Here is a 20,463-nt window from a genome sequence, read left to right as displayed (position 1 = left end):
CAGCACTGACTGGAGAGCATTGACAGGAGAACGACATGGGCACGATAACCACATCAGACGGCACGGAGATCTTCTTCAAGGACTGGGGTACAGGACAACCCATCGTCTTCAGTCACGGCTGGCCGCTTTCAGCGGACGACTGGGACACGCAGATGCTGTTCTTCCTGAATAACGGCTACAGGGTCATCGCGCACGACAGGCGCGGGCACGGCCGTTCGACACAGACGTCGGATGGCCATGACATGGATCACTACGCGGCCGACCTGGCTGCGCTCACTGAGCAGCTCGACCTGCACGACGCCATCCACGTCGGCCATTCCACCGGCGGAGGCGAAGTCGCCCACTACATCGGGCAGTACGGCGAGTCCCGCGTCGCGCGCGCTGTGCTCATCAGCGCGGTGCCCCCGATCATGGTGCAGACCGAGAACAACCCGGGCGGACTTCCCAAGAGTGTGTTCGACGGACTTCAGGCCCAGCTTGCCGCGAACCGGTCGGAGTTCTACCGGGCGCTGCCATCGGGTCCGTTCTATGGGTACAACCGGCCCGGGGTCGAAGCGTCGGAGGCGATCATCCAGAACTGGTGGCGCCAGGGAATGATGGGCGGGGCGAAAGCCCACTACGACGGGATCGTGGCGTTCTCTCAGACCGATTTCACCGAGGATCTCAAGAAGATCACGGTGCCGGTTCTGGTGATGCACGGCGATGACGACCAGATCGTGCCATACGCGGACTCCGGCCCGCTGTCCGCGAAGCTCGTGCAGAACGGGACACTCAAGACGTATGCCGGATTCCCGCACGGGATGCCGACGACCCAGGCGGACACGATCAACGCCGACCTCCTGGAGTGGCTGACGTCCTAATAAGTCCGTCTCGCGTTATGAAATGCGCTTGCCGATGTCCATTCGGGTAGAACGCTGCATTCGGTGACGTCATCGGCAATCGTGCCGTGGTGTCCCCATGCTCTCTGGCGTTCCCGACCGGAGGCAAGACATGAACAGTATGAGGCCCGTCCTCGCCCATCCACGGCGGCGAACATCGCAAGGGAGGCTGATCGGCGCTGTCACCGCGGTCACCTTGGCGCTGGCTACAGCGCTCGCCGGCACCATCCCGGCATCCGCTGCCACGGGTTCCGTCACCACAGGGATGATCACTCTCGATGGCTCCAGCCCGATCAAGTCGATCGCGGTCGACTCCAATCTGCGGTCACAGCTCAACTCCGCCGACCCGTCGCTCGGGTACGCGTACTTCAATGGAGAATCGGGCGGGGCGTCGGGGACAGGGATCTGGGTCGTCCTGCCCGACAACACGCTTGTGGACACAGCGAATCCCGTCCAGACCTTCGGTGGGACAGGGACAGCGGCCGATCCGTTCTGGATCCAGACCACGCGCACGGGGACCGACGTCGAAGTGACCAAGCGCGATTCCTATGTCATCGGCGATGACTTCGTGAAGACGGACCTGAGCTTCAAGAACATTTCGGCGACATCGACGAACGTGGCCTTGAACTCGTATGCCGACTGCATGCTGAGCGGAAGTGACGTGGGGGTGGCCGAAGTCGTCGGTGGGAGGGCCTCGTGCAAGGGGACTGCCACCGGTCCGTACATTTCGTTCGTTTCCGCAGAGCCGGACGCGACTTTCGCAGCCGGCTCCTACTACGACGTGCTGAACGCATCGCTGGCCTACGCATCGCTTCCCAACGGGTGCGTCCCGCTGACGGCATGCACTGACCCGGTCGACAACGGCATGGCCGTGTCGTTCCGCGTTTCGGCTGCGCCCGGCGAGACCGTGACGAAGACGTACTACTCCACCTACTCGGCCAACCTCTCGCTGGCCAAAATCGTCCCCGCACTGTCCGTCTCACGGTCGAATCTTTCTGTAGGCGACGACGTCGTCTTTTCGCTGAGCCTCACCAACGAGGGCCCCTCCGACGGCACCAACTCCCGGGCGATCTTCCGACTCCCCCAGGGGTTCGCCTTCACAAGCGCTTCCGGTGACGGCACGTATGACAGCGCTACAGGAACGTGGTCGGTCGGCGACCTGCCGCTCGGCGCCGTGTCGCACATCCAGATCACTGCGCGCGCGACTGCCGCCGGCCAGTCCACTGCCGGTATCGCGTCTGCCGGCTCGGACGTGATGAATCCGGCGCCGTGCAGCACCATGGGTGGGGCTAACTGCGGCGCGGTTCTGACGCTCACGGTGAACCAGAGCCTGGATCTCTCGCGGTCGACCCTCGATGCGACCCCGGCCACAGTGGTCGCAGACGGCACGTCGTTCGCGACCGTGACGGTTCGCCTCTTCGACACCGTCGGCGACCCCCTCACCGCTCCCCACACGGTCGCGATCACGTCCAGCGTCGGGACCGTGGGTGCTGTGAGCCGCAATGCCGACGGGTCTTACAGCGCACAGGTGAGCTCGACGGCGCTCGGCCAGGGGACCGTCGCGTTCACTGTCGATGGTGCGACCGGACCGGTGACCAAGCAGCTCAGCTTCGTCGCGGGCGCTGTCGACTTTTCGAAGTCGACGGCGTCGGTGAGCACCGGGACCCGCGTCGCTGACGGCGTCGAGACCCACACCATCACGGCATTGATCAAGGATGCCTCGGGTCATCCTGTCCTCGGGCTGTCGAGTGCCCTCACCGCCGGAACGACGTCGGCGTTGGGCCGGGGCGACATCACGTCGTTCAGTGAGACCGCACCCGGTACCTACGTGGCGTCGATCACGTCCACGGTCTCCGGGGCGAAGAACATCACCGTCACACTGGGCGGAACAACCCTGAACCCGTCCGGAAACTCGACGGCTAACTTCGTCGCCGGCGAAGCCGATCTCACCAATTCGGGCACCCGGTTCGGTGTCTCCGAGGGAGCGCGGGTCGTCGGAACCGAGACCCACACGGTTACGGTGACCCTGGTCGACGCGGAAGGCAATATCGTCGAGGGCCAGGCCGGCGCGCTGACGGCAGCTACGTCAGCGGATCTCGGTGGCGGGGGAGTCGGATCCTTCACCGAGACCTCGCCGGGCACGTACACGGCTGACATCGCATCGACGGTGGCCGGGCCGAAGTCGATGACCGCGAAACTGGGCGACCGCGAGATCACCGGTGGCGCGAATACGGTGGCGGTGTTCATAGCGGGTGCCGTCGATCCGGCCAACAGCGCGACCGGGTTCACTGTGTCTTCGGACTCGCGCATGGTTCCCGATGGAACCCATGAGGTGACCGTGACCCTCGCGGACACCTTCGGGAACCCGGTGGCCGACGCTCCCGACCTGCTTTCGGGCACCAGTTCTGCGAGCCTCGGCAGCGGAACGATCTCGGCCTTCGAAGAGGATCCCGCTGTGCCGGGGACCTACCACGCGACAGTGACGTCATCCGTCGCTGTCGTGGCAGCGATCTCGATCACGCACGATGGCACTCCTCTCACCGCGCGAGGCAACGCTGACGCGCGATTCATCGCGGAGGTCGCATCCGTGGTGACGCCGCCGACGCCGACGCCGACTCCGACCGAGGGGCTGGCCCTGACCGGCTCAGACGTGTATCTGCCGGCCGGCATCGCAGCGTCTGCGATTCTGCTCGGCGCGCTCGGGCTCCTGTCGATGGTTCGGCGGCGTAGGCAGCATTCGTAGCTAGCACGGGACGAGACAGGGCCTTCACGCATTCGCCGTGGGGCCCTGTCTCGTCGCGCGCTGTCATATCACCAGACCGAGAATCACCGCTTGCACTATTTGGCTAATGGTATTAGCTTTAGGGCTATGAATACTTCCATCGCTCAGGATGTCCGCTTCATCCAGCGCCCTGAAGGACGCATCGCCTATACGGTCCAGGGTTCAGGGCCTCTCGTCGTCGCCGTTCCCGGGATGGGCGACCTCCGCTCGACCTTCCGTGAACTCGTCGGCCCGCTCGTGGACGCCGGCTACCGCGTAGCCGTCATGGACCTGCGTGGTCACGGCGACAGCGACACCACCTTCCGCACCCATGGTGACGTCGTCACCGGCCAGGATCTCCTCGCCCTCATCGACGAGCTCGGTGGGCCGGCCGTGGTCCTCGGCAACTCGATGGGCGGGGGCGCTGCGGCGTGGGCCGCGGCCGAGCGCCCGGATGCTGTCGCAGGCATCGTGCTCTATGGCGGTTTCCTCCGCAACCCGACGATGACCGCCTTCGCGACGGCCTCGATGCACGGCCTCTACCGGCTGCTGTTCGTGCAGCCCTGGGGTGCCGGCCTCTGGGCCTCGTACTACAAAGGCCTCAACAAAGGCACGAAGGCGCCGTGGCTCGACGAGCACGCGGCGGACATCCGTGCGAAGCTGAAGGAGCCGGGCCGGCTGCGTTCGTTCCGCCAGCTCGCCGTCCAGCTCACGCACGCTCCGGTCGAAGCGCGTCTGTCGGAGGTCCACGCGCCGATGCTCGCGTTCGTCGGCGACCACGACCCGGACTTCACGGATCCCGACGCGGAGCGCCAGTGGATCGCCGGCCTCGGTGCGGAAACCGTCCTGGTCGCCGACGCAGGTCACTACACGCAGAATCAGCGCCCGGACATCACTGTTCCCGGCACGATCGCGTTCATCGAGAAGCTCCGTCGGGCCGGTGCAGACCGCCCAGGCAATGCGCGGGAATCCTCGGCGGCCACCGCCGTGGTGGAGGCGTGGGCCTCCCGTGCCTAGAGCAGGACTGACCCGCGCAGCGGTCACCGAGGTCGCGCTCGAACTGGTCGACGCGGGCGGGACCTCCGGGTTCGACACCCTGACGCTCGCAGCAGTCGCGGCGAAGGCCGGTGTGGCGGTCCCCAGCCTGTACAAGCACGTCGGGTCGCTTGCCGATCTTCGCCGGCTGGTCGCGATCGAATCGGTAAGCAATCTCACCCGCGTGCTCTCGGCGGCGACGATCGGTCGAGCCGGGCCGGAAGCGCTTCGCGAGGCGGCGGATGCGCTCCGTGCGTTCGCGCACGCGCATCCCGGCCGCTACGCAGCGGCCCAGGTCGCGGCGGACCCTTCCAACCCCGACGACGCCGAGCTGGGCGCGCGCGGAGCGGAGACCGTCGCCGTGCTCGCGAGTGCGCTCCGCGGGTTCGAGCTGCCGGCCGACCTGACGACGGATGCGATCCGAGTGCTCCGCAGCGGCATCCACGGTTTCGTCGTGCTCGAACTCGGGGGCGGCTTCGGTCTCCCCGACGACCTTGACCGGAGCTTCGCGCTCCTGGTCGACGCGATCATCACAGGCATCAGTCGCCTCGCCCCCGCATCTCGAACCTGAACGTCGCCGAACACAGGAAAAGTGGCCCCATTCTTGAAGAATGGGACCACTTTTCGTGTGCTCGACTGGGTTGGTTACGCGACGTCAGCCGCGCGCGCGGCGTGAGCCCTGGCCGCGACCGGTGCGGCCGCCGACGAGGCTGCCGACCTGCAGGCCGCGTCCGCCGGAACGGGCGCCGCCCTGCGAAGCACCGCCGGTACGGGCGCCGCCCTGCGATGCGCCGCCGTGCGAAGCGCCCTGCGACGACCCACCGGAGCGCTGCGAACCCGCCGCAGCGCCGCGTGACGCGGGACGACCCGAACGATCGCGGCGCGTGTTGCCATCGACCGCATCCGACGAACTGCCACGCGACTGCTGACCACGACCCTGGCCCTGGCCGCGACCGTCACGGCCCTGGCCCTGGCCGTCACGCGCGGCGCGTTTGCGCTGCGCGTTCGCACCCTGCGACCGTCCGCCCTGCGACTGCCCGCGCTCAGGCTGTGCTGCGCGCGGAACCGGCTTGACGTAGGCCGCAACGTCGCCGACCAGGGCGTTCACTGCGGGTGATTCGGCGTGGACGACTTGCGGGGCCGCGCTGATCGCAGCCTTACGCAGCAGCGTCTTCACGTCGGAACGCTGCGTCGGAAGCACGACAGTCACGACGTCTCCGGCACTTCCCGCACGAGCGGTACGGCCCGAACGGTGGAGGTACGCCTTGTGCTCCATGGGCGGGTCGACGTGGACGACGAGTTCGACGTTGTCCACGTGGACGCCGCGGGCGGCGACGTCGGTCGCCACGAGGACACGCACATCCCCGGCGCCGAATGCGGCGAGGTTGCGGTCGCGCGCGACCTGCGAGAGGTTGCCGTGCAGGTCGACGGAGGGGATGCCCGCATCCGTCAGCTGCTTGGCGAGCTTCTTCGCGTGGTGCTTGGTGCGCATGAACAGGATGCGACGCCCGGTTCCCGAGGCGAGCTTCTGCACGAGCACGCGCTTGGCTTCGACACCGTCGACCTCGAACACGTGGTGGGTCATGGCTTCGACGTGGCTGGTGACCTCGTCGACGGAGTGCAGCACCTCGTTGTGGAGGAACTTCTTCACGATCTTGTCCACACCGTTGTCGAGGGTTGCCGAGAACAGCAGGCGCTGCCCGCTGTTCGGCGTCTTGTCGAGGATGCGGGTGACGACGGGAAGGAAGCCGAGGTCGGCCATGTGGTCGGCCTCGTCGAGCACGGTGATCTCGACGGCGTCGAGCGTCACGAAGCCCTGCTTCATGAGGTCTTCGAGGCGACCGGGGCAGGCGACGACGATGTCGACGCCGTCACGGAGAGCAGCAACCTGGCGCTGCTGGGACACGCCACCGAAGATGGTGGTCGTCTTGAGCCCGTACGCGTCGGCGAGGGGGGCGAGCACTGCGGAGATCTGGGTGGCGAGCTCGCGGGTCGGAGCGAGCACGAGGCCGAGGGGCCGGCCCGGGCGGCGACGACCGCCGGCGAGAGCACCGCCGAGTCGCGCGGCCATCGGCAGGGCGAAGGCGAGCGTCTTACCGGATCCGGTCTTTCCGCGGCCGAGTACGTCGCGTCCGGCGAGCGTGTCGGGGAGCGTGTCGACCTGGATGGGGAACGGCTCGGTCTTGCCGTCCGCGGTGAGCGCGGCGACGAGGGGCGCGGGAACGCCGAGCGAAGCAAAAGTGGGGGTTGTAGACAAAGGTGGTGCCTTTCAGGCATCGAACCCGCGGGAACACACGCCACGACTGCGAACAGAGGTGTGTGTCGGCCCGGTGGGGTGAATGGCGAAGGTGCCGGCGGCACGATCGTTCGCCGTGAGAAAGTTTCGACACACTCTGGCGGGGCTTATCTATCAGCCCGGCGCCAGTGTGAAGAGGTGCGTTCTACGACGCAGGGAGCCCAACTGTGGACTCGCAAGTTGTACCAGTCTAGCGGACCCATCCTGAAACCATGCTCTGGACGGCCGATCCGTCCAGATCCGCGAGCTTCGCGCCGACGAATTGGCGGGCCGCATCCGAGGTCTGGAGGCGGGCCGGCGGATGCTCGGAGAGCAGCAGATCGACGATCACGGTGGCCACCGCATCCGGCGTCTGCGCCCGCGACGGGTCGAACGCCGCTGCCGTGCGCGCGAGGTAGGCCTCCAGGGCAGGACCGTACGGCCCGACCGCCTCGAGCATGGCCGGAACGTCGACCCCGACATTGGCCACGAACTCGGTGCTGACCGCCCCGGGCTCGACGATGGTCACCGGAACGCCCACCGTTGCGGCGACCGGGGTGAGCGCTTCCATGAAGCCTTCGACCGCGAATTTCGCAGCACAGTACGCCTCGTTGAACGGCTGCCCGACGACCCCACCGACGCTGCTGATGGTCACGAGCCGCCCGCCCGTCTCGCGCAGGAGCGGCAGGGTGGCCTTGGTCACGGCGACCACACCGAAGAAGTTGACTTCCATCACCGCACGGACGTCGTCGACGGTCTCGCCTTCGATGGTGCCGAGGTGACCCGCGCCCGCATTGTTGATCACGGCATCCAGCCGCCCGTACTGGGCTATCACGGCGCTGACGCACGCGGTGACGGAAGCCGGGTCCGTCACGTCGAGGGTGCGGATGTCCACCTCGACCTCCGCCTCGCGCGCTGCGGCGTGCAGCAGGCCGCTTTTCGCCGTGTCGCGCATGGTCGCGACCACGCGGAAGCCCGCCCGGGCCGCGGCGATTGCAGTCGCCAGGCCGATGCCGGTCGACGTCCCGGTCACGAGCAGAATCGGCTGGACCATGCGGAACCCCCCTCGCGCACTCCGCGGTGGAGCACGATTCGCAGCATCTTACGCCGCGAGGCTCACGGGTCAGGCTCGGCTGGAGGACGTAGACTGTCGGCCCGGTATCGAATGGGGTGCGCGTGCAGGAATCGGAACTCGAACGTGAGCGTGGCGTCGTCGCGGCGCTCTACGAACGACTCGACGCGCTGCGTGCCGAGACGGCGCAGAGACTCACGGATGTGCGTCGCGAAAGCGTCGGCGGCAACCATCAGGCGCGGAGCGAGCGTGACGCCTTCGCCGCACTGTACGAGGATCAGCTGACGCAGCTGCGCGAGGTGGACTCGCGCCTGGTCTTCGGCCGTCTGCTGCTTCACGACACGGGTTCGGCCGACGATCCGGCGCACCGCTACATCGGCCGGATCGGGCTGCGCGACGACGACCAGCGGTCCCTCCTGGTCGACTGGCGTGCCCCGCAGGCGAGCGCGTTCTACCAGGCGACCGCTGCCGAGCCGCTCGGCGTCCGTGCACGCCGACACCTGACCATGCGGCAGCGCGAGGTGCTGCGCATCGACGATGAGGTGTTCGACGAGACCCTGCTCGAGGCGAGCGCGCGCACGGGGGGCGCTGCTGTAGCCGACGGCGAGATCGTGCAGGGGGAGGGTGCGCTGCTCGCGTCGCTCACCGCGCAGCGCACTGGTCGGATGCACGACATCGTCGCGACGATCCAGGCGGAACAGGACCGCATCATCCGCTCCGACCTGCGCGGCGCCCTCGTCGTACAGGGCGGACCTGGCACCGGCAAGACGGCGGTGGCCCTGCATCGTGCCGCCTACCTGCTCTACACGAACCGGCAGCGACTCAGTTCGGCCGGTGTCCTGGTCGTCGGGCCGTCGACCGCATTCCTGCGATACATCGAGGCGGTGCTCCCCTCGCTCGGTGAGACCGGCGTGGTGATGCAGAGCCTCGGCGAGCTCTACCCGGGCGTGGAGGCCGTCGAGGACGACGAGCCCGAGGTGGCCAAGCTGAAGGGTTCGGCGCAGATGGCCCGGCTGCTCTCGCGGGCCGTGCGTTCTCGCCAGCGTGTTCCGGACGGCCCTCAGGTCGTCGACGTCGACGGGGTGAAGCTCGAGGTGCAGCCGGAGCTGATCGCACGTGCGATCGCCCGGGCGCAGCGGGGCGGGAAGCCGCACAACATCGCGCGCGTCACGTTCGTCAAGCATGCGCTCGGCGAGCTCACCGACCAGCTCGTCGCACAGCTACGCGCAGACGGGGCGACGATCGACGACGACGATGTCGCGGCGCTGCGGGAAGACCTGCGCACGTCCTATGACGTCCGTGTGCTCCTCAACACCGCATGGCTGCCGCTCACGGCCGAGAAGCTCATCCAGGACCTCTTCGCGCGCCCGGCCTGGCTGGCCGAGTTGACGTCACGCTGGACGGTTGCGCAACGCGCTCTGCTGCTCCGCGAGCGCACCGCTCCGTTCACCGTCAGCGACGTGCCGCTGCTCGACGAGGCCGCCGAACTGCTCGGCGCCTTTCCGGGTAAACCGGATGCGGGGGCGCGAGAACGAGATCGCCAGCGCAAGCGCGACCTCGAGAACGCGCGCGCCGCGATCCGCAACATGGGCGTCGAGGGCCTGGTCACCGCGGAGCAGCTCGCAGACGGTTTCGCCGAGCAGGAGGACCGCGGCACGACGGCCGAGCGGGCCGCGGCCGACCGCACCTGGGCCTACGGGCATGTGGTCGTCGACGAGGCACAGGAGTTGTCGCCGATGCAATGGCGATTGCTCGTCCGGCGCTGCCCGATGCGCTCGTTCACGATTGTCGGAGACGTCGCCCAGGTCGGCTCAGCTGCCGGGGCGACGAGCTGGGAGTCGGCCCTCAGCCCGCATTTCCGCGAGAACTGGCGTCTCGAAGAGCTCACCGTCAACTACCGCACTCCGGCGCAGATCGCCCGCGAGGCGGAACGGTTCGCCGTCGAGCACGGTCTTCCGATCACGCGGGCACGGGCCGTCCGCGAGGGCGACTGGCCGATCCTCACGCTCGAGGCGGCGAGCGGCACATCGGATGCGGCACGCGCCCTCGCGAAGGCCGTAGCGGATGCGGTGGCACGCGATCGCGGGGTGGACGCGGCGGGAACGCTGGCCGTCATCGCACCGCGGGCGATCGTCGACGAGGTGTCCGCCGAACTGACGCGACGGTTCGACGGTTTCGCCGGGCGCGGCGCGGCGGGGCTCCTCAAGCCGATCGCGGTGCTCACGGCGTTCGAGGCCAAGGGGCTGGAGTTCGATGCCGTGGTGCTCGCCGACCCGGATGGGCTCGTCGCCGAGTCGCCCCGGGGCGCCGCGGCGCTCTATGTCGCGATGACCCGGCCGACACAGCGGCTCACAATGGTTCGCCCGACCGCGAGCGCCGGCCAGGGTGCCCTCTAGAGGTCGACAGCGACTGGACGGAGGTCGAGGCCCGAGATGCCCGTGAAATCCGATGGATTGCACGTGTACAGGGGGATTCCGCGAGAGATCGCGACGGAGGCGATCAAGGCGTCGAAGGCCCGGGCGTCGGGCTTTCGGCCGGCAGAGCGCAATGAGCTGGAGACAAGTGCGAACGCGCGAGCGGCCGCAGCATCGAACGGGATGGGGTCGAAGTCCGACTCGGCTAGTTGGAGGTGAGCGAGGCGGGCGACGCGATCGTCATCCGTCGCGGCGACGACGGGTCCCACCGACAGTTCAGCGAGTGTGATCGTGCTGATCGTGGGCTCGTCAGGAAGAGACGACGGATCCGCGACGTGCGCGAGCAGGATGAGAGTCGAAGTATCGAGCAGTCCGACGGTCGGCATGCTCAGATGCTCTGGTCGATCACGGTGTCGATGTCCGCGCGCAGCGCGACCGGATCCACGCGCGGGATCAGGCGCCGCCGATTGATCAGCACCGAAATCTGCTGCGGCGGCCGTCCGAGGGGCACGAGTTCGGCGATTTCCGCGCCGTCGCGTGTGACGGTCAGATGCTCTCCGCGTTGAACACGGTTGAGAATCTCTCCGCCATGATTGCGCAACTCGCGCACTGTCACCTTCTCCATATGTAGAGTGTATCACCCGTGATACACACCGGAGGCTACGGGTAGCGCTCGCCGACGGGAACCTCGGCCGCGAGCGTGTTGCCGGCCTGCGCGAGCGGGCACGCCCAGGCCGGGTCGTAGGCGCAGCTCGGGTTGTAGGCGAAGTTGAAGTCGAGCACCAGGGTGGCTTCGCCATCCGACGCATCCGTTCCCAGGTCGGCACCCTTGATCGTGTCGATCAGGTAGCGGCCGCCGCCGTAGGTGCCGCCGGGGCGTCCGGCCAGCGCATCCTTGACGGGAACGAAGAGCCCGCCACCGTACGACGTGAGGCGCCAGACGTCGAGCGAACCCGCGAAGGGCACGCGTACTGTGCCGAGGAGTTCGAACGGGACGATTCCGTCGGTGCCGGTCTCCACATCCATCCGACGTGGTTCGGGAGCGGGATGGATCTCCAGGTCGAATCTCCACTCCGGGTCGTAGGCGGTGATCGGCAGCCCGGTGAAGTCCGCGCGGTCCTCGGGGAGCAGCGGTGTCGCCGGATGCGATCCGAACAGGTCGTCGCGCGTCGAACGCCAGTACGCGTGCGCGGCGACCGGGTCGGTTGCGGCGATCCGCCGGACCGAGGCGTACATCGCGAAGACGCGGCTGCGCCAGTCGGCGATCTGAACAGCTGTGACGGCGCGCGCGGATGGGCCCGGGTCGGGGTCGCTGGTCCCGCTGAACGCGATGACTGATTCGCTCATGATGCTTCCGGATCGTACGCCCAGGTGGGCGCGAGTTGGCGCAGGCGCAGGCCGCGCCACTGCCAGAATGCCCAGAGCGAGTACCACGCGGCGGGGGTGAGAAGGCCAGCTTTGACGATCAGCTGGTCGCGATAGAGCGTGCGGACACGCCCCTCGGAGTCGGGACCGGCGGGGTCGGCCGAGACGGCCATCCGGTGGTCGAGTTTCGGGATGACGCCCAGGATGCCGCTGCGGCCGCCGCCCGAGTCGCGCAGCACCCGCACGCCCGGAGCCGGCGAACCCGGAAAGCTGATGTCGATCTGCTGCGCGCCGATACTGACCGCGCGCAGCGCCCGCACCGTGACCGGATGCGCACCCGCGCTCCAGACCGTCGGGAAGCCGCCCGGTTCGAGTGAGGAGAAATCGGCCCACGGGAACGAGACCTCGCGAAACGAGGTCGGACTCTGCAATGCACGCCAGGCGGCGTCCGGGTCGCAGTCCAGGATGAGCTTCAGCAGCACGCGCATCCAACCAGTCTCGCTCCGGATGCGCAGGTCTGCCACGATTCGCAGCGCACCGGCAGGTGGCGCTCAGCCGCATCCCTGCCGGCGGACCCTACTGCTGCGCTGCGCGACCGAGCAGCAGCGCCCGTTCGCGCTCGTTGCCGGTGAGGGCGGCTGCACGCTCGAACTCGAGCCGCGCCTCGGCACTGCGGCCGAGACGTGCCAGCAGGTCGGCGCGCACGCTCGGCAGCAGGTGATACGACGAGAGTGCGCCCTCGACGGCGAGGCGGTCGACGACTTCGAGCCCTGCCTCCGGCCCGTACGCCATCGACAGCGCGACAGCGCGGTTGAGCTCGATGACAGCAGACGGCGTGAGCTGGGCGAGGGCACTGTACAGCGCGACGATCTCCTCCCAGTCGGTGTCGGCGGCGGTGGGCGCTGTCGCGTGGCAGGCCGCGATTGCCGCTTGCAGCGCATACGGTCCGCGACCGCGCGCCAGCTGCTCGGAGCGTTCCAGCGCAGCGACGCCGCGCCGGATCAGGATGCGGTCCCAGCGCGCGCGGTCCTGGTCCTGCAGCAGCACGGGCTCCCCGGTCGCTGTGGTGCGTGCGCCGAGCCGCGAGGCCTGAAACTCCATGAGGGCGACGAGTCCGTGCACCTCGGGCTCCCGTGGCATGAGCTCGGCCAGGACGCGGCCGAGCCGCAGCGCCTCCTGGCAGAGCGAGGGGCGCATCCAGTCGTCGCCGATGGTCGCCGAGTAGCCCTCGTTGAAGATGAGGTAGATGACTTCGAGCACCGAGCCGAGTCGCTGCGGGAATTCGCGCGGGTCGGGAACCTCGAACGGCACCCGCGCAGCCGACAGTGTGCGTTTGGCGCGGACGATCCGCTGGGCGATCGTCGAACTGGGTGCGAGGAACGCCCGTGCGATCTCGTCTGTCGACAGGCCGCCGAGCAGTTTGAGCGTCAGCGCGACGCGCGACGGCTTCGTGAGCACCGGGTGACACGCGACGAAGACGAGGCGCAGGAGGTCGTCCTCGATGACGTCCTCGGCGAGGAGGGCCGGGTCGCCCAGCCCGTCCTCCGTCTCCAGGTCGCGGGCGAGCTGCGCGTATTTGTCACCCAGCCGCTCCTGGCGGCGCCAGCCGTCGATCGCCCGGCGTTTCGCCACCGAGGTCAGCCAGGCGGCGGGGTTGCGCGGGATGCCGCTCGCCGGCCACTGCTCGAGGGCGGCGACCAGCGCATCCTGTGCGAGCTCCTCGGCGAGACCGACATCGCCCACCATGCGTGCGAGCACCGCGATGAGCTTCGCCGACTCGATCCGCCACACCGCCTCGACGGCACGCCGTGCCTCGCCGCCGTCGGTCACCTGGTCTGCCTCACGCGGTACGGGACTCGCCGTGTTCTTCGCGCCATTGCACTTCCTTCTGCACGTATTCGTTGTCCTGCGGGAACTCTGAGACGTCGAAGACCCGCCGCACCTCGACTCTGCCGGATTTCAGCGGGATGCGACGCGCCCATTCGAGCGCCTCGGCTTTGTTCGCGGCCTGGATGATCCAGAAGCCGGCGATCAGCTCTTTCGTCTCGGTGAACGGACCATCGACGATGGTGCGGTCCTCGCCGGAGTATTCGACGCGCGCGCCCTCCGAGGTGGGGTGCAGTCCCTCGCCTGCGAGCAGGACACCCGCCTTGATCAGTTCGTCGTTGTATCGCCCCATGGCGTTCAGGCTCTCTTCGTCGGGCTCTGCAGTCGATTCCGTCTGCGGGTCCGAGTTCAGGATCATCATGTATTTCACGGTCGTCTCGTCTCCTTGTCGCGATCGGGCGGGAATGCCCTTCACCAACACGTCGAACGGCGGAGTCCGGAATCGACATGGTCGTGGCACGGCGTCCCCCTCCAGTCTGCCGCGACTGTCGCCCGGATGCGCTACAACTGGAGCATGACGATCCGCTACTGGCTGGGTGTCGTGCAGCGCGACCACGTCCTGCGGGGTGTCGCGCAGGGCATCGCGCAGGTCAACCATGGCGCGAAGGCTCCACTTGTGCGGATGAACGAGGCTGACGGCTTCGTCTACTACTCGCCGAGGGAGTCGTACCCTGACGGCGAACCGCTCCGGGAGTTCACGGCGATCGGGCGCATCGCCGACGGCGAGGTCTACCAGCCGAGCGACGGCCCGATGATGACCGGCCAGAACGGCGACTTCCACCCCTGGCGCCGGCGCGTCGACTTCGACCACGCGGCCGTTCCCGCGCCGATCCGCCCCTTGCTTCCCGTGCTCGAGTTCACCCGGCAGAACCCGAACTGGGGTTACCAGCTGCGCCGCGGCCTGATCGAACTCTCGCGTCACGACTTCGAGGTCATCCGCGCCCAGATGCGCCGGCCGTCGCCCGATGAACACCGGCGGGTGCGGGCTACGATGTCCCGGTGAGCGAGCCCACCCCCGCCGAGCCGACCCGCGCCGAGCCGACCGCCGCCGATCCGTTCGGGCAGGCCAAGTATCAGCTTCGTTTCGACTGGGGATTCGCGGGCGCCCACGTCGTCGCGTCGGATGCCGATGTGGTGGTCTGGGTGGATGCGCTTCCGCCGCTCGCCGCGCCCGCCGAGGACGAGCCGGCGGTCGTCACCGCGCTCGCCGCATCCGTTCCCGCAGGAGCGGCCATCATCCAGGGCGGTCTCACCACAGCGGGCGCAACCGCGCGCTGGATCCTCGACGAGCAGCTCCGCCTCGGCCGACGGGCCATGGTCTCGATCATCGCTGCAGGAGAACCGCGAGCTGGGGGAGCGACGCGATTCGCGGTCGAGGACCTGCTGGCGGCGGGCGCGATCATCGACGCCCTCGGCGCGTTGGGGATCGACTACACCTCGCCTGAAGCTGCTGCTGCGTGCGCAGCGTTCACCGGACTGCGCGGGGCGGTCGCTCACCTGCTCACCGCATCCGCCACCGGCCAGGCCGCCGTCGCGGCAGGCGTGCGACCCGCCGACATCGCCGCGGCGGGACGCCTCGACACCGTCGAAACTGTGACAGTCCTGAGGCCCGCAATCGCCCCGGAATGATCTGCACTGCTGCAACGTTGCCCCCGTGCAGGAGGATTTATCGTGAAAGCAGTTCTGAACGGCACCACCATCGCTCAGGCCGACGAGGCCGAGCTCATCCGCATCGAAGGCAACTGGTATTTCCCGCCCGCGAGCGTGAACACCGAGCACCTCGTCGCGAGCGACACTCCGTACACGTGCCCGTGGAAGGGTGAAGCTCAGTACTTCAGCGTGAAGAACGGCACCGGCGTGCTTCAGGATCGCGCCTGGAGCTACCCGACCCCGTACCCGAGCTCATTCGACCGGGTCGGCAAGGACTACAGCAACTACGTGGCGTTCTGGAAGGACGTCCAGGTCGTAGCCGACTGACGTCGGGTCCCGCGCTAGTGCACATGGCCGCCTCAGTCGGCGAGTTCGCTCGCCGCTGACGCGGCCATCCTTCGCTGCGCCTGCGTCACCTCACGGTGCTGCCAGCTGATCAGGTTCGCCGCGTCGAATCGCCGTGAGCACGCACCGCACGCCAACGCCCGCGCGGGCTTGCGATACCGGTAGTGGGTGTGCCCTTTGGGGCAGGTTCCCACCCAGGGCGCCAGGTCGTCGGCGATCGCGCCGCCGTGCAGGCGTTTGCCCTCATAGCCCAGCCCGACCGCGATGCCGCGCCAGCGCGGGCCGTGCCCTGCCCGCGAACCGGCCATCGCGTGGGCGACCTCGTGCAACAGGATCTGGTGGATCTCATCGTCGTCGTACCGCGACGCGAGGTACCGCGAGACGGTGATCCGCTTGGCCGTGTAGTTGCACAGCCCTGCCCTGGTCTTTGCGTTGTCGAAGTCGAACGACCACACCGCAGGATCGAGGTGGAGCGCGATGAGGGCGTTCGCCCAACGGCGCACGCGGTCGAGGTCTGCCATCAGCGGCCCCCGGGCGGCTGATGGTGGCTGGACCCGACTTTCATGACCCGAATCCTACGCGTCGCCGCCGACGCGCATCCAGATCAATCCACAGCTCCACGCGGACCACGCTGCTCATCGAGGAACGATTCCGCGACCGCGACGGCGATGAGCGAACTCTCGAGGTCGGCTTTCGAGGCGCCGAGCCTCTCACGGAGGAACACCGCCGCAGTGAAGTCCGAGAGTGCCGCCTCGTAGTCCTTCTGGTCGAAGTGGGTCTTGCCGCGGTTCTGCACCGCGAAGGCTTCGAGCGCCGTCCACTCATGAGTCCTGGCCTCGTCGACGCAGCCCGACAGCTCTGTCACGGCCTCGTCGAGCTTGCCCTGGTACTGCAGCACCTGCGCACGTCGGATGCGCGCCCCGAGCACCTGCTCGCGGTCACCGGTGAAGCGCGCCTGCCGAAGGGCCTCGTTGGCGACCTGCCATGCTTCGTCGAGCCGGCCGACGAGCCGCAGGAGCACCCCCTTCTCGTTGAGGGCGCTGAGGCTGCGCAGTTCCCCGAGCTCGTCGAGACGCGACCCTGCCGCGAGCAGGTCGACGCGCTCGCGAAGGGTGGAAGGGTCGTAACCGAGGATGATGCTCAGGATGATGCTCCAGACCGTGTCCATTCCAGACTAACCCGGTCATTTGTTTCCGCCCGTAGGCACGAGGGTGACGGCGATCAGCTTGTCGTCGCCGGCGCGCGGGGTTCCCCGCCCGTCGGTGTTGTTGGTGAGCATCCAGAGCCCGGAGCCCGACGGGACGACGGCGCGCAGCCGGCCGAACGTCCCGGCGAAGAACGGTGCGACCGTGACGGGGGCGTGGCCGTCGGTCGACCAGATGGTCCACAGTCGTTCGCCGCGCAGGGCCGCCATGAAGATCGTGTCGCCGACGATCGCGATGCCGCTCGGGCTGGCCTGGTCGGTGCGCCACTGGTAGACGGGATCGGTGAAGCGGGAATCGTGGGCGATCCCTTCGACGACGGGCCAGCCGTAGTCGTCGCCCGGCGTGATGATGTTGAGCTCGTCCCAGGTGTTCGCGCCGAATTCGCTGGCCCACATCGTTCCGTGCGAATCCCACGCCAGACCCTGCACGTTGCGGTGGCCGTACGACCAGACCGGCGAGCCGGGGAAGGGGTTGTCCGCGGGGATGTCACCGTCGGGGGTGATCCGCAGGATCTTGCCGCCCAGCGACGACAGGTTCTGGGCGTTGGCGCCGTTGCCCGCGTCGCCGGTGGTGATGTAGAGCATCCCGTCGGGGCCGAAGGCGAGCCGTCCGCCGTCGTGGTTGCCCGCCTTGGGGATGCCGGTGATCACGTTCTGCGCTTCGCCGAGGCTGTATCGTCCGCTCACGCCGTTGAGGGGCATCCGGATGACCCGGTTGTCGGTGTCCGTCGTCAGGTAGACGTACAGCCAGCTGAAGGCCGTCGCGGGCTGTATCGGTACCGCAAGCCCGAGCAGCCCGCCTTCTCCGGCTGCGGCGACACCCGGCACGGTGCCGACGGTGCGCAGACCGCCCTGGGGCAGCCGCTCGAGGATGGTCGCGCTGTCCCGTTCGCTGATGAGCGCTGACCCGCTGGGGAGCGGGACGACCGACCACGGCACCTGGAGCCCGGTCTCGAGCACCGAGGTGGTGTTCGGTCGCCAGGGGATGGTGTGGTCGGGGGTCGTCGTCGGGGTCCCTGTACCCGACGGGCTCGGTGCGGCCGTCGAGGTGACGGTCACCGTCGGCTGCGGAAAGAGCGACGTGCAGCCCGCCAGCAGGGCCGCGACCGAGACGACCGCGACGACCCTCGCTCCCGCCCTCTTCGGCGTCCGGTCGCGTCCTGTCGGGCTCACCGTGTCGACCCCATGTCCCTCCCAGTCTGCAGCTTTCCCCCGGCAAGGCGCTATGCCTCGCGGGCGCACGACCGCGACAATGGGGTTCGTGAAGCGCACGATCGACCTCAACAGCGACCTCGGGGAGTCGTTCGGGGCGTGGCGCATGGGCGACGACGAGGCGATGCTCGAACTCGTGTCGAGCGCGAACATCGCCTGCGGCTTCCACGCGGGTGACGCATCCGTCATGCTTTCCTCCTGCACGACAGCGGCCCGTAACGGTGTCGCCGTTGGCGCCCACGTCTCCTACCGCGATCTCGCCGGGTTCGGCAGGCGTGCGATGGATGTGCCGTCGTCCGAACTGTATGCGGACGTGCTCTACCAGCTCGCCGCCCTCGACGGCATCGCCCGGGTCGCGGGCACCCGCGTCGCCTACGTGAAACCGCACGGCGCCCTGTACAACAGGATCGTCTCCGACGAGGAGCAGGCGGATGCCGTGGCCCGCGCCGTCGCCGACTTCGACCTTGCGCTTCCGCTGCTCGGTCTCGCCGGTTCGTCGATCGCCCGCAGGGCACGCGACCGCGGCCTCTCTTTCGTGCACGAGGCGTTCGTCGACCGGGGCTACCTCGCCGACGGTTCGCTCGTCCCGCGTGGATGGCCCGGAGATCTGCTCACCGATGTCGACGCAATCGCGGCACGCGCCGTCGGACTCGTGATCGATGGCCGGGTGGCAACCGCGGACGGCACGGTAATCGACGTCGCGGTGGATTCGCTCTGCGTGCACGGCGACACACCCGGAGCGGTCGGGATGGCGCGGGCCGTGCGGTCCGCGCTGACGGCTGCGGGCATCCGGATCGAGGCTTTCGCCCCATGACCGTTCGCCCCATGACCGTCCGCGCGGGCAGACGGGTGCTGCCGCTCGGCGACCACGGCATCCTCATCGAGGTGGAGTCGCTGGACGACGTGATCGGCCTGTACGCGGCCCTCGATGTCACGAGACCTGAGGGCCTTGTCGACCTCGTGCCGGCCGCGCGCACGATCGGCGTCATCGTCGACCCGGTGCGCCTCCCGCTCTCCGTCGCGGCAGCCTGGGTGTCGGAGACCGCGCCGGCCGACCTGAGCGGCTCCGAATCGCAGTCGATCGAGATCCCGGTGCGGTACGACGGAGAGGATCTGGATGAGGTCGCGGGTCTCCTGGGCCTGACGCGCGCCGAACTGGTCGCGCTGCACACCGCATCCGACTGGCGCGTCGCCTTCTGCGGGTTCGCCCCGGGCTTCGCCTACCTGGCGACCGACCACGACCGGCTGCGGGTGCCGCGCCGTGATACGCCCCGCCCGTCGGTGCCCGCGGGCTCGGTGGGCCTCGCCGGCGAGTTCAGCGGTGTGTACCCGCGGTCGAGCCCGGGCGGGTGGCAGCTGATCGGTTCAACGGATGCGGTGCTCTGGGATGCGTCGGCCGAGCGCCCGGCACTCCTCGCCCCCGGCACCCGCGTGCGCTTCGTGGAGCAGCGGTGAGCGGCGCGCTCGAGGTGCTCGAGCCGGGCCCCCTGACTCTCGTCGAAGATCTGGGCCGCCCCGGCTTCGCGCATCTCGGTGTCTCCTCGAGCGGCGCACTCGATCGCGCAGCGCTGCGGCTCGCCAACCGGCTCGTGGGGAACAACGAACGCGCTGCGGGTCTCGAGATCCTGTTCGGGGACTTCACGGCACGGTTCACGACCAGCTGCTGGTTCGCCGTCACCGGTGCGTGGGGCGCGCTCACCCTCGGCGACGACGAGGTCGATCCGAACACGGCGACGGCGGCACGGGCGGGTTCCGTCCTGAGGATCGCTTCGGCCATGCGCGGCGTGCGCTTCTACCTCTCCCTGCGCGGAGGCGTGGCAGCGGATGCGGTCCTCGGCTCCCGCTCGACCGACCTGCTCTCGTCGCTCGGCCCCGCACCCGTCATGTCGGGCGACGTGCTGCAGCTCGGGGAGCCGGCGCATCCGATTCCTCTGCTCGACTTCGTGCCCGTTGAACTTCCCGACGACGACCTGGTGACCGTGCGCGCGCATCCTGGGCCGCGGGCCGACTGGTTCACCCCCGGCGCAGTGGACGCGTTCTACGAACGGGAGTGGTCGGTGAGCATCGCATCCAATCGCATCGGAACGCGGCTCGAGCCCGTCCGTGGTGCGGCCCACGTCAAGGGGCGGCCGCCCGAACCGCGCGTCGTCCTCGAGCGCCGTGTGGGCGACGAGCTGCCGAGCGAGCCGATGGTGGCGGGCGCGGTGCAGGTGTCGCCCGACGGGACGCCGACCGTGCTGCTCGCCGACCATCCGGTGACCGGCGGCTACCCGGTGATCGCCGTGGTCGCCGACCGCTCGCTGGATGTGTTCGCGCAGCTGCGTCCCGGCCAGCGCGTGCAGTTCCGCCACGCGTGAGCGGCGGA

At 68.6% G+C, this 20,463-nt stretch carries 22 protein-coding genes; 11 read left to right on the top strand and 11 right to left on the bottom strand.

Annotated features, from left to right (window positions below; translation table 11 throughout):
• Nucleotides 1–35: 35 nt before the first annotated feature.
• The 4 genes from G3T36_RS01490 (at nt 36) to G3T36_RS01475 (ending at nt 5,245) form a co-directional block, all read left to right on the top strand.
• Nucleotides 36–860 carry an alpha/beta fold hydrolase gene (locus G3T36_RS01490; protein ID WP_163287643.1) on the top strand — a complete coding sequence of 275 codons (825 nt, stop codon included), beginning with the start codon at nt 36–38 and terminating at the stop codon, nt 858–860.
• A gap of 130 nt (nt 861–990) precedes the next feature.
• Complete coding sequence (locus tag G3T36_RS01485) at nt 991–3,621, top strand: invasin domain 3-containing protein (protein ID WP_163287642.1); 2,631 nt, start codon at nt 991–993, stop codon at nt 3,619–3,621.
• A 126-nt stretch (nt 3,622–3,747) separates the two neighbouring features.
• On the top strand, nt 3,748–4,656 hold the full coding sequence (locus G3T36_RS01480; protein ID WP_163287641.1) for an alpha/beta fold hydrolase: 909 nt from the start codon (nt 3,748–3,750) through the stop codon (nt 4,654–4,656).
• Nucleotides 4,649–5,245, top strand: a complete 597-nt coding sequence (locus G3T36_RS01475) for a TetR/AcrR family transcriptional regulator (RefSeq protein WP_338031422.1) — start codon at nt 4,649–4,651, stop codon at nt 5,243–5,245. Before G3T36_RS01480 ends, G3T36_RS01475 begins: the two co-directional genes overlap by 8 nt.
• Before the next feature lie 84 nt (nt 5,246–5,329).
• Here G3T36_RS01475 and G3T36_RS01470 read toward each other — a convergent pair whose 3' ends face one another.
• The gene (locus G3T36_RS01470; protein ID WP_163287640.1) at nt 5,330–6,931 is read right to left on the bottom strand and encodes a DEAD/DEAH box helicase; all 1,602 of its coding nucleotides are present in this window, start codon (nt 6,929–6,931) and stop codon (nt 5,330–5,332) included.
• A 229-nt stretch (nt 6,932–7,160) separates the two neighbouring features.
• A complete protein-coding gene (locus G3T36_RS01465) occupies nt 7,161–8,003 on the bottom strand; it encodes an SDR family oxidoreductase (protein WP_163287639.1) in 843 nt (280 codons plus the stop codon).
• A gap of 122 nt (nt 8,004–8,125) precedes the next feature.
• On the opposite strand from G3T36_RS01465, the gene G3T36_RS01460 reads away from it, so the two are divergent.
• The gene (locus G3T36_RS01460; RefSeq protein WP_420811026.1) at nt 8,126–10,417 is read left to right on the top strand and encodes a HelD family protein; all 2,292 of its coding nucleotides are present in this window, start codon (nt 8,126–8,128) and stop codon (nt 10,415–10,417) included.
• On the opposite strand, the gene G3T36_RS01455 is transcribed toward G3T36_RS01460, so the two are convergent.
• The 6 genes from G3T36_RS01455 to G3T36_RS01430 are packed head-to-tail and all read right to left on the bottom strand — an operon-like array spanning nt 10,414 to nt 14,048.
• Nucleotides 10,414–10,821, bottom strand: coding sequence for a type II toxin-antitoxin system VapC family toxin (locus G3T36_RS01455; RefSeq protein ID WP_163287637.1), 408 nt, complete (start codon nt 10,819–10,821; stop codon nt 10,414–10,416). The two genes, G3T36_RS01460 and G3T36_RS01455, sit on opposite strands and share 4 nt — an antisense overlap.
• A 2-nt stretch (nt 10,822–10,823) precedes the next feature.
• On the bottom strand, nt 10,824–11,060 hold the full coding sequence (locus tag G3T36_RS01450) for a type II toxin-antitoxin system Phd/YefM family antitoxin (protein ID WP_193570841.1): 237 nt from the start codon (nt 11,058–11,060) through the stop codon (nt 10,824–10,826).
• Nucleotides 11,061–11,095: 35 nt separating this feature from the next.
• Complete coding sequence (locus tag G3T36_RS01445) at nt 11,096–11,782, bottom strand: DUF1684 domain-containing protein (RefSeq protein WP_163287636.1); 687 nt, start codon at nt 11,780–11,782, stop codon at nt 11,096–11,098.
• Entirely contained in the window at nt 11,779–12,324 is a 546-nt protein-coding gene (locus tag G3T36_RS01440; RefSeq protein WP_338031420.1) for a hypothetical protein, read from the bottom strand. Before G3T36_RS01440 ends, G3T36_RS01445 begins: the two co-directional genes overlap by 4 nt.
• A gap of 52 nt (nt 12,325–12,376) precedes the next feature.
• Nucleotides 12,377–13,630, bottom strand: a complete 1,254-nt coding sequence (locus G3T36_RS01435) for a sigma-70 family RNA polymerase sigma factor (RefSeq protein WP_163287635.1) — start codon at nt 13,628–13,630, stop codon at nt 12,377–12,379.
• A 10-nt stretch (nt 13,631–13,640) separates the two neighbouring features.
• Nucleotides 13,641–14,048 carry a YciI family protein gene (locus G3T36_RS01430; protein WP_193570929.1) on the bottom strand — a complete coding sequence of 136 codons (408 nt, stop codon included), beginning with the start codon at nt 14,046–14,048 and terminating at the stop codon, nt 13,641–13,643.
• A 153-nt stretch (nt 14,049–14,201) separates the two neighbouring features.
• Between G3T36_RS01430 and G3T36_RS01425 the strand changes: the two genes are divergently transcribed.
• Genes G3T36_RS01425 through G3T36_RS01415 form a run of 3 tightly spaced genes read left to right on the top strand, consistent with a single transcriptional unit; the run spans nt 14,202 to nt 15,664 of the window.
• Entirely contained in the window at nt 14,202–14,690 is a 489-nt protein-coding gene (locus G3T36_RS01425) for an EVE domain-containing protein (protein WP_240148221.1), read from the top strand.
• Nucleotides 14,687–15,316: a 2-phosphosulfolactate phosphatase gene (locus G3T36_RS20065; RefSeq protein WP_163287632.1), complete on the top strand. Its 630-nt coding sequence runs from the start codon at nt 14,687–14,689 to the stop codon at nt 15,314–15,316. Before G3T36_RS01425 ends, G3T36_RS20065 begins: the two co-directional genes overlap by 4 nt.
• Nucleotides 15,317–15,358: 42 nt before the next feature.
• A complete protein-coding gene (locus tag G3T36_RS01415; protein ID WP_163287631.1) occupies nt 15,359–15,664 on the top strand; it encodes a DUF427 domain-containing protein in 306 nt (101 codons plus the stop codon).
• 32 nt (nt 15,665–15,696) lie between these two features.
• Here the strand turns inward: G3T36_RS01415 and G3T36_RS01410 are convergent, their stop codons facing one another.
• The 3 genes from G3T36_RS01410 to G3T36_RS01400 form a co-directional block, all read right to left on the bottom strand.
• Entirely contained in the window at nt 15,697–16,203 is a 507-nt protein-coding gene (locus G3T36_RS01410; RefSeq protein ID WP_163287630.1) for a SprT-like domain-containing protein, read from the bottom strand.
• 83 nt (nt 16,204–16,286) lie between these two features.
• Nucleotides 16,287–16,850 carry a hypothetical protein gene (locus tag G3T36_RS01405; protein WP_240148220.1) on the bottom strand — a complete coding sequence of 188 codons (564 nt, stop codon included), beginning with the start codon at nt 16,848–16,850 and terminating at the stop codon, nt 16,287–16,289.
• 15 nt (nt 16,851–16,865) lie between these two features.
• Nucleotides 16,866–18,059: a PQQ-dependent sugar dehydrogenase gene (locus G3T36_RS01400; protein WP_338031419.1), complete on the bottom strand. Its 1,194-nt coding sequence runs from the start codon at nt 18,057–18,059 to the stop codon at nt 16,866–16,868.
• Between the two features lie 79 nt (nt 18,060–18,138).
• Between G3T36_RS01400 and G3T36_RS01395 the strand changes: the two genes are divergently transcribed.
• From G3T36_RS01395 to G3T36_RS01385, 3 genes are read left to right on the top strand one after another with little or no spacing between them, the layout of a single operon-like run.
• The gene (locus tag G3T36_RS01395) at nt 18,139–18,912 is read left to right on the top strand and encodes a LamB/YcsF family protein (RefSeq protein WP_193570840.1); all 774 of its coding nucleotides are present in this window, start codon (nt 18,139–18,141) and stop codon (nt 18,910–18,912) included.
• Nucleotides 18,909–19,553, top strand: a complete 645-nt coding sequence (gene pxpB / locus G3T36_RS01390) for a 5-oxoprolinase subunit PxpB (RefSeq protein WP_240148219.1) — start codon at nt 18,909–18,911, stop codon at nt 19,551–19,553. The genes G3T36_RS01395 and pxpB overlap by 4 nt, the downstream gene beginning before the upstream one ends.
• Nucleotides 19,550–20,455, top strand: coding sequence for a 5-oxoprolinase/urea amidolyase family protein (locus G3T36_RS01385; RefSeq protein ID WP_163287627.1), 906 nt, complete (start codon nt 19,550–19,552; stop codon nt 20,453–20,455). Before pxpB ends, G3T36_RS01385 begins: the two co-directional genes overlap by 4 nt.
• The last annotated feature ends 8 nt before the right edge of the window (nt 20,456–20,463 follow it).

This window comes from Leifsonia tongyongensis (assembly GCF_010686705.1).
Taxonomy (GTDB): Bacteria; Actinomycetota; Actinomycetes; order Actinomycetales; family Microbacteriaceae; genus Diaminobutyricibacter; species Diaminobutyricibacter tongyongensis.
The sequence above is the reverse complement of the archived record's forward strand: the minus strand, read 5'-3'. Positions and strand labels throughout refer to the sequence as shown.

Bases quoted from the DNA above. Each gene is read 5' to 3' on its own strand.
- G3T36_RS01490 (WP_163287643.1), top strand. From the start codon at position 36: ATGGGCACGATAACCACATCAGACGGCACGGAGATCTTCTTCAAGGAC.
- G3T36_RS01485 (WP_163287642.1), top strand. From the start codon at position 991: ATGAACAGTATGAGGCCCGTCCTCGCCCATCCACGGCGGCGAACATCG.
- G3T36_RS01480 (WP_163287641.1), top strand. From the start codon at position 3,748: ATGAATACTTCCATCGCTCAGGATGTCCGCTTCATCCAGCGCCCTGAA.
- G3T36_RS01465 (WP_163287639.1), bottom strand. From the start codon at position 8,003: ATGGTCCAGCCGATTCTGCTCGTGACCGGGACGTCGACCGGCATCGGC.
- G3T36_RS01455 (WP_163287637.1), bottom strand. From the start codon at position 10,821: ATGCCGACCGTCGGACTGCTCGATACTTCGACTCTCATCCTGCTCGCG.
- G3T36_RS01450 (WP_193570841.1), bottom strand. From the start codon at position 11,060: ATGGAGAAGGTGACAGTGCGCGAGTTGCGCAATCATGGCGGAGAGATT.
- G3T36_RS01445 (WP_163287636.1), bottom strand. From the start codon at position 11,782: ATGAGCGAATCAGTCATCGCGTTCAGCGGGACCAGCGACCCCGACCCG.
- G3T36_RS01430 (WP_193570929.1), bottom strand. From the start codon at position 14,048: ATGATGATCCTGAACTCGGACCCGCAGACGGAATCGACTGCAGAGCCC.
- G3T36_RS01425 (WP_240148221.1), top strand. From the start codon at position 14,202: ATGACGATCCGCTACTGGCTGGGTGTCGTGCAGCGCGACCACGTCCTG.
- G3T36_RS01410 (WP_163287630.1), bottom strand. From the start codon at position 16,203: ATGGCAGACCTCGACCGCGTGCGCCGTTGGGCGAACGCCCTCATCGCG.
- G3T36_RS01405 (WP_240148220.1), bottom strand. From the start codon at position 16,850: ATGGACACGGTCTGGAGCATCATCCTGAGCATCATCCTCGGTTACGAC.
- G3T36_RS01395 (WP_193570840.1), top strand. From the start codon at position 18,139: ATGGGGTTCGTGAAGCGCACGATCGACCTCAACAGCGACCTCGGGGAG.
- pxpB (WP_240148219.1), top strand. From the start codon at position 18,909: ATGACCGTTCGCCCCATGACCGTCCGCGCGGGCAGACGGGTGCTGCCG.